At 32.1% G+C, this 14207-nt stretch carries 12 protein-coding genes and 1 pseudogene; 9 read left to right on the top strand and 4 right to left on the bottom strand.

Annotated features, from left to right (window positions below; genetic code table 11):
• Positions 1-3: 3 nt before the first annotated feature.
• The 7 genes from V6251_RS04175 (at position 4) to V6251_RS04145 (ending at position 6502) form a co-directional block, all read left to right on the top strand.
• Positions 4-933: a mechanosensitive ion channel family protein gene (locus V6251_RS04175; RefSeq protein ID WP_341587147.1), complete on the top strand. Its 930-nt coding sequence runs from the start codon at positions 4-6 to the stop codon at positions 931-933.
• Between the two features lie 30 nt (positions 934-963).
• Positions 964-1848 (top strand): DUF6268 family outer membrane beta-barrel protein, encoded by an 885-nt coding sequence (locus V6251_RS04170; RefSeq protein ID WP_341587146.1) that lies wholly within the window; start codon positions 964-966, stop codon positions 1846-1848.
• Positions 1848-3011, top strand: coding sequence for a sigma-54-dependent transcriptional regulator (locus tag V6251_RS04165; protein WP_341587145.1), 1164 nt, complete (start codon positions 1848-1850; stop codon positions 3009-3011). The genes V6251_RS04170 and V6251_RS04165 overlap by 1 nt, the downstream gene beginning before the upstream one ends.
• Before the next feature lie 6 nt (positions 3012-3017).
• Positions 3018-3896, top strand: a complete 879-nt coding sequence (locus V6251_RS04160; RefSeq protein WP_292949709.1) for a PPK2 family polyphosphate kinase — start codon at positions 3018-3020, stop codon at positions 3894-3896.
• Positions 3897-4117: 221 nt separating this feature from the next.
• Complete coding sequence (locus V6251_RS04155; RefSeq protein ID WP_341587144.1) at positions 4118-5515, top strand: M20/M25/M40 family metallo-hydrolase; 1398 nt, start codon at positions 4118-4120, stop codon at positions 5513-5515.
• 32 nt (positions 5516-5547) lie between these two features.
• Positions 5548-6117: a hypothetical protein gene (locus tag V6251_RS04150; RefSeq protein ID WP_341587143.1), complete on the top strand. Its 570-nt coding sequence runs from the start codon at positions 5548-5550 to the stop codon at positions 6115-6117.
• 10 nt (positions 6118-6127) lie between these two features.
• Complete coding sequence (locus tag V6251_RS04145; protein WP_341587142.1) at positions 6128-6502, top strand: glyoxalase/bleomycin resistance/extradiol dioxygenase family protein; 375 nt, start codon at positions 6128-6130, stop codon at positions 6500-6502.
• Between the two features lie 18 nt (positions 6503-6520).
• Here the strand turns inward: V6251_RS04145 and V6251_RS04140 are convergent, their stop codons facing one another.
• Both V6251_RS04140 and lysA read right to left on the bottom strand, forming a co-directional pair.
• Positions 6521-8014: a sensor histidine kinase gene (locus V6251_RS04140; protein WP_341587141.1), complete on the bottom strand. Its 1494-nt coding sequence runs from the start codon at positions 8012-8014 to the stop codon at positions 6521-6523.
• 239 nt (positions 8015-8253) lie between these two features.
• A pseudogene (gene lysA, locus V6251_RS04135) lies at positions 8254-9474 on the bottom strand (diaminopimelate decarboxylase); the annotation flags it as partial.
• A gap of 186 nt (positions 9475-9660) precedes the next feature.
• Between lysA and sucC the strand changes: the two are divergent.
• Complete coding sequence (sucC, locus tag V6251_RS04130; RefSeq protein WP_341587140.1) at positions 9661-10851, top strand: ADP-forming succinate--CoA ligase subunit beta; 1191 nt, start codon at positions 9661-9663, stop codon at positions 10849-10851.
• Between the two features lie 95 nt (positions 10852-10946).
• On the opposite strand, the gene V6251_RS04125 is transcribed toward sucC, so the two are convergent.
• Positions 10947-11279, bottom strand: coding sequence for a DUF1456 family protein (locus V6251_RS04125; RefSeq protein WP_145002441.1), 333 nt, complete (start codon positions 11277-11279; stop codon positions 10947-10949).
• Between the two features lie 433 nt (positions 11280-11712).
• Between V6251_RS04125 and V6251_RS04120 the strand changes: the two genes are divergently transcribed.
• Entirely contained in the window at positions 11713-12114 is a 402-nt protein-coding gene (locus V6251_RS04120) for a TerB family tellurite resistance protein (RefSeq protein WP_341587139.1), read from the top strand.
• Between the two features lie 50 nt (positions 12115-12164).
• Here the strand turns inward: V6251_RS04120 and uvrB are convergent, their stop codons facing one another.
• On the bottom strand, positions 12165-14168 hold the full coding sequence (gene uvrB / locus V6251_RS04115; protein ID WP_341587138.1) for an excinuclease ABC subunit UvrB: 2004 nt from the start codon (positions 14166-14168) through the stop codon (positions 12165-12167).
• Between the last annotated feature and the right edge of the window lie 39 nt (positions 14169-14207).

Below are 14207 nucleotides of genomic sequence, written 5' to 3'. Positions count from 1 at the left end.
ACTATGATTCAAGAAAGTAAAGTAGCAGATAAAATTGAAAAAGAAGTAGAAAAAGTAAGTGATGTGATTACTGAAAGTTCTATTTGGGAAAAATTTATAGAATTATTAAACTATAAAATTTACACCTTTACTGATGATAAGGGTTTGACTACTAGCGTAATTAAAGTTAAGTATATAGTACTTATTATATTAGTTTTAATACTAACAACTATAGTATTACGATTTATTAGAAAAGTAGTTACACGTCACATGCCTGATGATGATAAAGCAAAATTTACTACTGTATTTTCATTTGCACGTTGGTTTATATACATAGTAGTATTTCTTATAATATTAGATTCAATAAATATTGATGTCACAGCTATTTTTGCAGCTTCCGCAGCACTTTTAATTGGTGTAGGTTTAGCGCTTCAAACGCTGTTTCAGGATATAATTTCCGGAATTTTTATATTAGTTGATCAATCGGTTCACGTTGGAGATATTATAGAACTTGATGGCAAAGTGGGTCGTGTAGAAGAGATTAAGTTGCGTACAACTAGAGCTGTAACTATAGACGATAAAGTACTAATTATACCTAATCATTTATACCTTACTAACAGCCTTTATAATTGGACTCAAAACGGAACAAGTACAAGAGAAGGGGTTGATGTAGGTGTTGCCTATGGAAGTGATGTACAATTAGTTAAAAAATTATTATTAGAAGCTGCAACGTCTATACCAAATGTTTTTAAATTTCCAGAACCAGCTGTTACTTTTACAGACTTTGGGGATAGTGCTTTAAATTTTAGGGTAACGTTTACTATAGATGATAGCTTTAATTCAAGAATACCTAAAAGTGAAATCCGTTTTGAAATAGATAGACTGTTTAGAGAAAATAATATTACCATACCATTCCCTCAACGCGATATTCACATTATAAAGGATAGCAAATAAAAATATAGCAATTAAATAATTATAGATTATATGAAATTACATTTTGGAACCATTTTACTAACATTAACGCTACTAAGTGGTGTAAATGTAGCCCATGCACAATTAACAGATTTAGCTAGGTTAGAGTATTCTTATGTGCCCAAAAGTAATTCTGAAGATAGTTTTGATAGATTTAGAGGGTTATTAAATTATCCTATCAAAACAAGTGAAGACTGTTATTTAATTGTTGGTGCAGAGTATAGTAGGTTGACCTTAGATTTAGAGGACGATTACCCTTTTCCAACCTCTAATTTAAGACGATTACATATCATAGATTTTAATTTGGGGTATACCTTTAAGCTCTCAGAAGATTGGCGATTAGGTGCTAAGATTACACCAAGAATAGCATCTACACTTAGGCATAAAATTACAGGTGATGATATGTTTTTAAATGGAGGTGTATACGCTATAAACGACAAAACAAAAGACCAAAACATAAAAAAACCATATAGACTAGTATTAGGGCTGACATATAATAGCACAACAGGTATACCATTACCACTACCTTTTGTAAGTTACTTCAGACGTTTAAATGAAAACTGGTCTTATAACTTAGGAGTGCCAAAAACAAATGTGAAGTACTTTTTTAACGAAAAAAACATCGTACAAACCTTTGTCGGAATTGATGGTTATTTTGCCAACACACAAGAAGTATTTACCATTGATGGTAAGGAAGCAGACAGTGTGTCTTTATCAGTAATATTAGCAGGTTTAGGTTACGAGTATTGCTTTACAGACAATTTAGTATGGTACTCATACGTAGGTTATACTTTAAGTATGAGTAACAGATTAAGGGACGAGAACAGAGAGGACGTATTTAAGTTAGATAATGTTAATGCGTTTTATTTAAGAACAGGAATTAAATTCAAAATATAATGCCAAAAATTTTAATAATAGAGGATGAAGCAGCAATTAGAAGAGTATTAGTCAAAATCCTATCAGAGGAAAATGATAAATATGAGCTAGAAGAAGCTGAAGACGGATTAGTAGGAATCGATAAAATTAGAAAAAACGATTACGATTTAATCCTATGTGATATTAAAATGCCTAAAATGGATGGTGTTGAGGTATTAGAGGCTGTCAAAAAAATAAAGCCAGAAATACCAATGGTCATGATTTCTGGACATGGAGATTTAGATACAGCAGTAAATACAATGCGTTTAGGTGCATTTGATTACATATCCAAGCCACCAGATTTAAATCGTTTACTAAATACAGTAAGACATGCTTTAGACAGAAAAGAGTTAGTTATTGAAAACAAAATTCTTAAAAAGAAAGTCAGCAAAAAATACGAAATGATAGGAGATAGCGACGCTATTTCTCAAATCAAAGACATTATAGACAAAGTTGCACCAACAGATGCTAGAGTCTTAATTACAGGTCCAAACGGAACAGGTAAAGAGCTAGTCGCACATTGGTTACACCAAAAAAGTGATCGTGCAAAAGGTCCAATGATAGAGGTTAACTGTGCAGCAATACCAAGCGAGCTGATAGAAAGCGAATTATTTGGACACGTCAAAGGTGCCTTTACAAGTGCAGCCAAAGACAGAGCAGGTAAATTTGAAGCAGCCAATGGTGGAACCATTTTTTTAGACGAGATTGGTGATATGAGCCTATCTGCACAAGCCAAAGTATTACGTGCTTTGCAGGAAAGTCGCATACAACGCGTAGGTAGTGATAAAGATATTAAAGTAGATGTGCGCATCGTAGCAGCAACAAATAAAGATCTTAAAAAGGAAATCGAAGACGGAAAATTCCGTGAAGATTTATATCACAGATTAGCAGTAATTTTAGTTAAAGTACCTGCATTAAATGACAGACGTGATGACATACCATTATTAATAAATCACTTTTCAGCTAAAATTGCCGAAGAGCAAGGCACAGCCAATAAGACATTTTCTAAAAAAGCAATCAATTTATTAAAAGAATATGATTGGACAGGAAACATTAGAGAGCTTCGTAACGTAGTTGAAAGATTAATAATTTTAGGAGGCACAGAAGTTAGTGAGCAAGATGTAAAACTTTTTGCAAGTAAATAAAACAACATGAAAGACATCAATATTAACGACCATAAAATCACTTCAAAAATAAAGCTAAGCGACCTACCAAGTAAGCTAGATTTAAAAGCAGATAAGGATACCACAGAGGATGCTTTGCGTAAAGTAAGACGCCAATTAGGTAAGCTACAAGACACCATGTATGCACACGGTAAATACTCGGTTTTAGTATGCTTACAAGGTATGGATACCTCTGGAAAAGACAGTTTAATACGCGAAGTTTTTAAAGATTTTAATGCAAGAGGTGTTGAGGTCATGAGCTTTAAAGTACCAACAGAATTAGAGCTTAAACACGATTACCTTTGGAGACATTATATAAAATTACCAGCACGAGGTAAATTTGGAGTCCACAATCGTACACACTATGAAAACGTTTTGGTAACACGTGTACATCCAGAGTATATTTTAAACGAAAAACTACCATTTGTAAACAGTATTGACGATGTAAACGACGCCTTTTGGGACCAGCGTTTTGAGCAAATCAATAACTTTGAAAAACACCTGACACAAAACGGAACACTAATTTTTAAATTTTTCATGAATTTATCAAAAGACGAACAACGTAACAGATTATTACGACGTTTAGATAAACAAGAAAAAAACTGGAAATTCTCAGCAGGCGACTTAAAAGAGCGTAAGTTATGGGACAAATACATGGACTGTTATCAGGACGCAATAAACAGGACAAGTAAGGATCACGCACCATGGTACAACATTCCAGCGGATGACAAACCTACAGCACGTTTAATTGTAGCTCAAATTTTGTACGATACTTTAAAACAATATTCAGACATAAAAGAGCCAGATTTGGATGACAAAACCAAAGCTAATCTGCATTTATACAGAGAGCAATTAAATAACGAATAGTATATTTTGGGCGTTACCACAAGGGTCGCGCTTTCCATTATATCTTTTTTTGCCATATATGGCAGCAAAAAAAGGATGTCATTTCAATCGCTAACGCAAACCACAAGACCTAAAAAACAACAGTTAAGGTCAATCAAAATAAAACAAGAGACCTGATAGGATTAATATTCTATCAGGTCTTTTCATATTTAAATACTATCTTTAAAGTAAAATTACCAACCATGAAAAAACTAACAATTCTTCTAACACTTTTAGTGTCTATTAATGTTTTAGCACAAACAGACCAAGACGCATTAAAAACAATATATAGTCAGTCCTTAACCAATGGTAAAGCCTACCAATGGTTAGACTATTTATCAAATCAAATAGGAGGACGATTATCAGGATCTGTAAACGCAGAAAAAGCAGTGCAATACACAAAATCCGAACTAGAAAAAATAGGATTAGATAAAGTATGGCTACAAGAAGTTATGGTGCCAAAATGGGAACGTGGCGCAAAAGAGGTAGCACATTTTACAAGTAATAACAACAAATTTGACGTCAATATATGTGCTTTAGGTGGCTCAGTAGCAACTGCCAATTCAGGGTTAGAGGCTACAGTAATAGAAGTAAAAAGTTTTGAAGAGCTTGCTGCACTTGGTGATAAAGTAAAAGGAAAAATTGTCTTTTTTAATGGTGCCATGAATCCAGAATTAATCCATACTTTTGAAGCTTATGGAGGATGCTCTAAACAGCGTTATGCAGGAGCTTACGAAGCAGGAAAACTAGGAGCAGTTGGCGTAATTGTGCGTTCTCTTAATTTACGTCAAGACGATTTACCACACACAGGAAGTATGGGTTACATGGATTTGCCTACTGAGCAACGTGTACCATCTGCAGCAATAAGTACCAATGATGCTAATAAACTATCCGAAGCCCTAAAAAAAGATGCCAATCTAAAATTCTATTTTAAACAAAACTGTAAACAATTTGAAGACGTTTTGTCATACAATGTTATTGGTCAAATTACTGGAAGCGAATTCCCAGAAGAAATAATGGTTGTTGGAGGTCACTTAGATTCTTGGGATTTAGGAGATGGATCGCATGACGATGGAGCAGGAGTAGTACAATCTATGGATGTAATTAGATTATTAAAAGAAAGCGGAATTAAACCAAAACGTACCATTAGAGTTGTGTTATTTATGAATGAAGAAAATGGATTGCGTGGCGGAAAAAAATATGCAGAAGAGGCAAAACGTAACAACGAAAACCATGTCTTTGCGTTAGAGAGTGACTCTGGAGGGTTTACACCTCGTGGTTTTAGTTTTGATTGTAGTGAAGCTGCATTAAACAAAGTATTAAGTTGGGAGTCTTTATTTAAACCGTACTTAATTCATTATTTTGAAAAAGGATATAGTGGTGCAGATATTGGACCATTAAAAAACGATAACATTGTTTTAGCTGGCTTACGTCCAGACTCACAACGTTATTTTGTTCATCATCATGCAGCAAACGATACTTTTGATGCAGTAAATAAACGCGAGTTAGAGCTTGGTGCAGCAACCATGACAAGCTTAGTGTACCTATTTGATAAATACGGAACAAGTAACATTCCTCAGGTTAAAGAATTTAAGGATTAATTGTTGTATTTAACTGTTACAAATTTTTAAAAATGAAAACACTAGTGCTTTTTTTATCATTACTAATTACTACAAATATGGTGGCTCAATCAGATTCAAATATTCCGTATTATGAGCTTCCTGAAGCATCAGAAAATTTTACTGCTGGTACTGTTGCTGCTAGACAAATAGATGCTCTAGGGTTTAGGTTTTATCACGCAACAGATGGATTGTCAGCAAAAGATTTAGACTTTAAGCCTTCAGATTCGGTTAGAACAACAGCCGAAACCATAAAACATATTTATGATTTGTCTAAAATCATTTTAAATTCGACTTTAAAAAAAGCAAATACTAAAGAAACTGTTAAACTATCTTTTGAAGCACAACGTGTAGCGACTTTAAATAATTTAAAACAAGCTGCAGATATTTTAAGGAGTAGTGACGATATTTCGCAATTCAAAATTATTTTCGGCGAAAGCCAAATTCCGTTTTGGAATAATATTAATGGACCAATCGCAGATTCTATTTGGCATTGTGGTCAAATTGCATCGTTTAGACGTGCAACCAATAATCCAATCAGTCCCAATGTTAATCATTTTACAGGAACGGTTAAAAATAAATAATTATAATTTTATGACTCCAATTCTACATCAAATACATCCTATACTTCCTGTTCAAAACGTATTAGCTGCTTTGTTTTTTTATACGCAAAAATTAGGTTTTGAAATTGCATTTGCAGACGATTCTAAAGACCCAAAATACGTAGGAATTAAAAGAGATCATATAGAAATACACCTAATTTGGAAGGACGAAAAAGAGTGGGATTATACTATTGACAGACCTATGTTGCGTATTGTTACACAGCATGTTGACATTTTGCATCAAGAGTATAATTTTAAAAATGTGTTTCCTAAGGAGACTGAAGTTATAAAATCAGATTGGGGAACAAAAGAGTTTTCGTTTTATGATTTATATAACAATGGGTTAACCTTTTACCAAAACAGTTAGTTAAAAACCAGTTAGGTTTTAATTTTTAAAATATAAAGTAAAAGTAGTGCCTTGATCTACAATGCTTTCTACTTCAATTTTTCCACCCATGGCATCAATTTGATTTTTAACAATAAATAGACCTAAGCCTCTAGAGTCTTCATGTTTATGAAAAACATTATACATGCCAAACAGTTTGTCTTTATGTTTTTCTAAATCAATACCTTGACCGTTATCACTAATTGTTAATGTTGTGTACTCACTAGTCTGATTGGCATTTAATTTTATAACAGGATCAACATCAGGTCTTTTATACTTTATAGAGTTGGTTAAAAAGTTTATTAAAATACTATCTAAATATGCAGGTAAACCTTTAACATTTAAGTCATCTTTAATTAATATTTGAATATCAACATTGTGTGATATGGTATATGCTGCAATGTTAGAGATGGCGTTATTGGTAAATTGTAATAAGTTTAGTTCTTCTAGCTCTTCCGCTTCAAGCGAGTTGTATAAAGCGACTTCATTAAGATTGTCAATAGTTTCATTTAAGTTACCTATTGCTTCTTCCATTAAAGGAAAATATTCGTCGTTAGTATTTTCTGGGTAATCTTCTTTTTTTAAACTTAATAGCATTTCAAGGTTTCCGCCATGAGATCTTAAATTATGTGACACAATTCGTGCAAAGTTTAATAGTCTATCGTTTTGCTTAGAGCTAATAGATAATAATTCAGATATTTTATTTTTACTGCGTTTTATTTCTGTAATATCATTGATATTTGCAATAAAATGCTGAGGATGTCCGTTATTATCTCTTACAATAGTTGAAGATAATATGCAATGTACCACTTTTCCATTTTTATGGATATATCTCTTTTCTATTTCAAAATTATCTGATTTTCCAGACAGTACTAACTCTAATTCTTTACTACCTATTGATAGGTCTTTGGGGTGTGTTATATCTTTGAAGTTTAGTAGTAATAACTCTTCTTTGCTATATCCTAAAATGCGACAAATACTATTATTTACGTTAAGCCATCCTCCAGTTAGGCTAACTTTAGCCATTCCAGTTAATGAATTATCAAAAAGAGATCTGAATTCTTTTTCTTTAATAGCTATTTTTTTAGTTTGCACTGTTTTTTGAGTAATATCTTGAAATACACCTCTTAATGCTACGCATTTTCCATTTTCTAATTTAGGATGTCCAATAGATCTTACCCATTTTTCTTCTCCCTTAGGTGTTACAATTATAAACTCGTCATCAAAATTTTCACCATTATTTAAAGCGTTATTAAATAATTTTAATATTCTAATTCTACTAGAACCTTCTTTATAAAAGTTAATAGCAGTGTCAACATTTGGTGTGTAATTAATGGATACGTCATGTATTTTTTTAGTGACACGACTCCATTTAAGAATGTTAGTTTTTAAGTTCAACTCCCATGATCCAATAACTAGAGCATCTTCAATGGTGTTTAAAAAACTTTTGTCAAGAATTTCATCAGATAATATCTCATTATTATCAGTTTGCATAAGTAGGGAATTTGAGGTAGTTGCTATTAATAGTTAAAAAATAAAATAATTTTATTCTTTATAATGGCGAATCTAAGCATTAAAACGGATTAAATACAATTAATTAGGTTAAAATACGTTAATTTTAACTTTTAAGTAGCTTTTAACTTACAGGCATACTGAAATGCGTTGTCTAATTTTAGATGTTTAACTACAAATAGCCAATTTGGTATAAATTGGCTATTTGAAGGCTTTGTAAATTATTTTTTAAACTTAATCTCAATTTGATTTTGTATAAGATCCTCAAACGTTTCGCGTTTTCTTATTAAATGTGCTTCGCCTTTATATACTAATACTTCAGCAGGTCTATATCTAGAGTTGTAATTACTAGCCATAGAGTAGCAATACGCTCCAGCATTACTAAAAGCTAATATGTCGCCTTCGTTAATTTCAGATATGCGTCTGTTGTTGGCAAAGGTATCCGTTTCGCATATATATCCAACCACACTATAAAAGCGTTCTCGACCTTTTGGGTTTGAGATATTTCTTATTTCATGTTGTGATCCATACAACATTGGTCTTATTAAGTGGTTAAAGCCACTATCTACTTGTGCAAAAACAGTTGAGGTTGTTTGTTTTACAACATTTACATTAACTAAAAACTGTCCAGCCTCACTAACTAAAAATTTTCCTGGCTCAAAAGCTAGGGTTAATGGTTTGCCATAATCTTTACAAAATTGATTAAATCTTGCACTTAGTTTGTCTCCTAACTCTTCAATATTGGTTTCAATATCACCAGCTTTATATGGGACTTTAAAACCAGATCCAAAATCTATAAATTGTAAGTTTTTAAAATTTTTAGCAGTATCAAATAAAATTTCGCTAGCATATAAAAAAACATCAATATCCAAAATATCGCTACCTGTATGCATATGGATACCATTAATATTCATGTTAGTATTATCTACTATTCTTAAAATATGTGGTATTTGATGTATGGAAATCCCAAATTTACTATCAATATGACCAACCGATATATTGGTGTTTCCACCTGCCATAACATGCGGATTAATCCTAATACAGACTGGTGTGTTTGGGTGTTTTGTGCCAAACTGTTCTAGGATAGATAAGTTATCAATATTTATTTGACAACCTAACTTAGCTACACTTTCAATTTCATGTAAGGAGACTCCATTTGGTGTAAAAATTATATTTTCGGCTTTAAAGCCTGCAGCTAGACCTAATTGCACCTCTTGTATAGATACAGTATCCAAACCTGCACCTAATTGTTTCATTAATTTTAATACAGATATATTTGACAATGCTTTAACAGCATAATTAATTTTTAGTTTTTTAACATTTTTAAAAGCAGAAGTTAGTCTGTTATATTGTTTCTCAATTTTGTCTGCATCATATATGTAAACAGGACTTCCAAAATCTTTTGCTATCTGTATTAATTGATTGTTTTGCATCTCTAATTTTTTTTCAAAGTTATTTTTTTAAGCCTATTTAAAAATTAAAACATCATATTATTACACATTTAAAACAATTTGTTAATTATTTAACAATTTAAAAATTGGATTTACTTAATTTTTTCATAATTAAATATTAGGGTAAGTAAATGTGATTATTTACTTTTGTAACACTAAAATTTTACTCTAAACAAGATGAATTTACACGAATATCAAGGAAAAGAATTATTAAGCAGCTTTGGCGTACGTATTCAACGTGGTATTGTTGCACAAAATGCTGATGAAGCGGTTGCTGCAGCTAAAAAATTAACTGAAGATACTGGAACAGGATGGCACGTTGTTAAAGCGCAAGTTCATGCTGGTGGACGTGGTAAAGGTGGTGGAGTTAAGTTGGCTAAAAACTTAGACGCAGTTAAAACTATCGCTGGAGAAATTATAGGAATGGATTTGGTAACACCTCAAACTTCAGCAGAAGGTAAGCGTGTGCACCAAGTATTAATATGTGAAGACGTATACTATCCTGGAGATTCTGAGCCAGAAGAATATTATATGTCAGTATTATTAAATAGAGCAAATGGACGTAACATGATTATGTATTCTACTGAAGGTGGAATGGATATTGAAACTGTTGCTGAAGAAACACCTCATTTAATTTTTACAGAAGAAATTGATCCAGCAACTGGAATCTTACCTTTTCAAGCACGTAAAATTGCTTTTAACTTAGGGTTGTCTGGAGCAGCTTTTAAAGATATGACTAAATTTGTAACAGCATTATATACTGCTTACGATAAGTCAGACTCTTCATTATTTGAAATCAACCCAGTTTTAAAAACTAGTGATGACAAAATAATGGCAGTTGATGCTAAAGTAACAATTGACGATAACGCTTTATTTAGACATAAAGATTTAGCAGCAATGCGCGATTTACGTGAAGAAAATGCTATTGAAGTAGAAGCAGGAGAACAAGGACTTAACTATGTAGACCTTGACGGAAACGTGGGTTGTATGGTAAATGGTGCTGGTTTAGCAATGGCAACTATGGATTTAATTAAGCAAGCAGGTGGAGAGCCAGCTAACTTCTTAGATGTTGGTGGTACTGCAGATGCAGCAAGAGTAGAAATTGCTTTTGAACTTATTTTAAGAGATCCAGCTGTTAAAGCAATTTTAATTAACATTTTTGGTGGTATCGTTCGTTGTGATCGTGTTGCTCAAGGTGTAATTGATGCTTATAAAAACATGGGTAACATTAATGTACCAATTATTGTACGTTTACAAGGTACTAATGCAGATATCGCTAAAAAATTAATTGACGATTCTGGATTAGATGTAATGAGTGCTACAGAGTTCCAAGAAGCAGCAGACAAAGTACAAGCAGTATTAGCTTAATACTTTAATTTATATACTAAAAAAGAGCAACTTAAATAGTTGCTCTTTTTTTTTGGATTAAAATTGATTATCCATTTGCCTAATGTAATTTTAAATTACTTATCATCTCTTTTAGGACGTGTATTAGGCTTATTAAAATTCTTTTTATTATTAAAAGTTTTTGTTTTCGCTTTCGCTGAAACTTCACCTTTAGGTTTTTCTCCTTTTTTAGGCATTGGACCTCTTAAATGAATAACTAAGCCATTTAAAAAGTTTCGTAAAATTTGATCACCACATTCTACATAATTAGGATGGTCTTCTCTTCTAAAAAAAGCACTCAGCTCTGTTTTTGTAATTCTAAAGTCTACTAATTCTAAGATTTCTACAATATCAGTATCTCTTAACTGATGTGCAACTCTTAGTTTTTTAAAAATATCGTTATTAGTCATTTGTCGTGTTTAAAAAGCAAAAGTACAAAATACAAAGTATAAAAACAGATTCCATAAGTTTAATAGAATTCCAATTTCAAAAATCTGTTTTTAAATTATAATAGGTTTAAAATTTATACATGAGATGTAGTTTTAGCGTTTGTAATATTTTAATGTTTTTTAAAAAAGGGATGTATTCAGTTTTATAGATTTTAATTTAATATTTTTATTTAAGTCTCTTAAAATTAACGAATTAATAATTGGGTAATAGCGTTTTAAAGGTCAAATTTAAGGCTGTAATTCATTTTGTTTTTAGAGTTTTGAAATTTAGATTAGACAGAAATATCTAAAAAAACGATGTATAGCCATGTTATTTTCGATAAGCTACGTGCTTTCAACGATTATTAATTATGTTTTATTCTTAACTTTATAAAGTATAATTAATCCCTTATTTATGCCTAACAGAGTAGAGAAGTTAAGTTTATTATCAGAAATGATTGCATTTGCAAAAAGTGATGACAGTATAAAATCTGTTGAATACAGTTTTTTGTTAGCAGTTGCGCAACAGTTAGAAGTTTCTAGAGAAGATTTTGATTACCTTATTAATAATCCTGTTAATAGAATGGTATTAAAATCTCATAGCGAGCGTATTGTCCAATTCCATAGAATGGTATTGTTAATGCATGTTGACCAAGAGCGTACACAACAAGAGTTAGCTAAACTGTATAATTATGGATTGCGCATGGGCTTAAACCATGAGTCCATTACTAAGGTATTATATTTAATGGAGGGCTTTCCAGATATGATGGTTCCTGCAGAGGTTTTGATAGACATCTTTAAAGTACAATATAATTAACTATATATAATTACTACAGTACACTTTAAGCTTAGTTTAGGTATGTATAACTACGCTTTCAACTCTTCAAGTTTACCTTGAAACATTTTAATTTCGTCACGTAATTTAGCTGCAATAATAAAGTCTAATTGCTTGGCAGCTTCTTCCATCATCTTACGTTTTTCTCTAATTTTCTTTTCTAAATCACCTTTACTTAAATACTCGCTTTCAGGCTCTGCAGCACGTGCAGCTTCCAACTCATAACTATAAGTACTAACAGAGTTTTGCGTTAAAGCACTATCTAAGCTTTTATTTAATGCCATAGGCACTAATTTGTTTTTTGTATTGTAGGCTATTTGTTTTTCACGTCTATATTCGGTTTCGTCAATAGTTTTTTGCATACTGTTGGTTATTTTGTCAGCATACATAATTGCTTTTCCGTTAAGGTTACGCGCTGCACGACCAACGGTTTGGGTTAAAGATCTTGCAGATCTTAAAAAACCTTCCTTATCAGCATCTAAAATAGCTACTAAAGAGACTTCTGGTAAATCTAAACCTTCACGTAGTAGGTTTACACCAACCAAAACATCATAAATACCTTTACGTAAATCTTGCATGATTTGGACACGCTCTAAAGTATCCACATCACTGTGTATGTAGTTAACACGAATATTGATTCGGCTTAAATATTTAGTCAATTCTTCAGCCATACGCTTGGTTAGCGTTGTTACCAAAGTACGTTCGTCTTTTTCTATGCGTTGTTGTATTTCTTCAATTAAATCATCTATTTGATTTAGACTAGGTCTTACTTCAATAATAGGATCTAATAGGCCTGTTGGACGTATCACTTGCTCCACATAAAGTCCATCCGTTTTTTGAAGCTCGTAATCTGCAGGTGTAGCACTTACATATATTACTTGATTTTGCAAGGCTTCAAACTCTTCAAATTTTAAAGGTCTGTTGTCCATTGCAGCAGGCAATCTAAAACCATAATCGACTAAGTTTTCTTTTCTGCTTCGGTCACCACCATACATAGCATGTACTTGAGATACAGTTACGTGACTCTCATCCACCACCATTAGGTAATCATCCGGAAAATAATCTAATAAACAAAAAGGTCTTGTACCAGGCTCACGACCATCAAGGTAACGTGAATAGTTTTCAATTCCAGAACAATAGCCCAATTCGCGTATCATTTCTAAATCAAATTCGGTACGTTCTTTTAATCGTTTTGCTTCTAGGTGTTTTCCTATTTCTTTAAAGTAATCGTATTGTTTAACTAAATCGTCTTGAATAGATTTTATAGCATTTTGTAACACGTCAGGAGAGGTTACAAACATATTTGCAGGATAGATTGTTAGTCGATCGTATTTTTCTACAATTTCGTTTGTTTGAATATTAAAAGATTCAATCTCTTCAATTTCATCTCCAAAAAAGTGAATTCTAAATGCATCATCAGCATAACTCGGGAAAATATCTACTGTATCTCCTTTTATTCTGAAATTACCATGTTTAAAATCAGCTTCCGTACGTGAGTATAAACTTTGTACTAGCTGATGTAATAATTTGGTACGTGAAATTTGTTGGTCAACTTCAATGGAAATTACATTTTTTTGAAACTCGACTGGATTTCCAATACCATATAGACAAGATACTGATGCTATAACGATGACATCACGACGACCTGACAATAGGGAAGAGGTTGTGCTTAATCGCATTTTCTCTATCTCTTCGTTAATAGATAAATCTTTTTCTATATAAACACCAGAAGTTGGTATATAAGCTTCAGGTTGGTAATAATCATAGTAAGAGACAAAATACTCAACAGCATTATCAGGAAAAAACTGTTTAAACTCAGAGTATAACTGTGCAGCTAATGTTTTGTTATGTGCTAAAACTAATGTTGGTTTTTGTGTTTCTTCAATAACATTGGCAACAGTAAATGTTTTACCAGAACCTGTAACACCAAGTAATGTTTGGTATTTATCTTGTCCATTTAATCCACCAACCAATTGTTTGATTGCTTGAGGTTGATCTCCTGTAGGTTTAAACTCTGATTTGATTTTGAATTTCATAATGTAAAATTACAGAATAATAAGCAGTTATTTATTTAA

Source organism: Olleya sp. Ti.3.14 (genome assembly GCF_038154885.1).
Taxonomy (GTDB): domain Bacteria; phylum Bacteroidota; class Bacteroidia; order Flavobacteriales; family Flavobacteriaceae; genus Olleya.
This window is presented reverse-complemented; position numbering and strand designations above follow the sequence as displayed.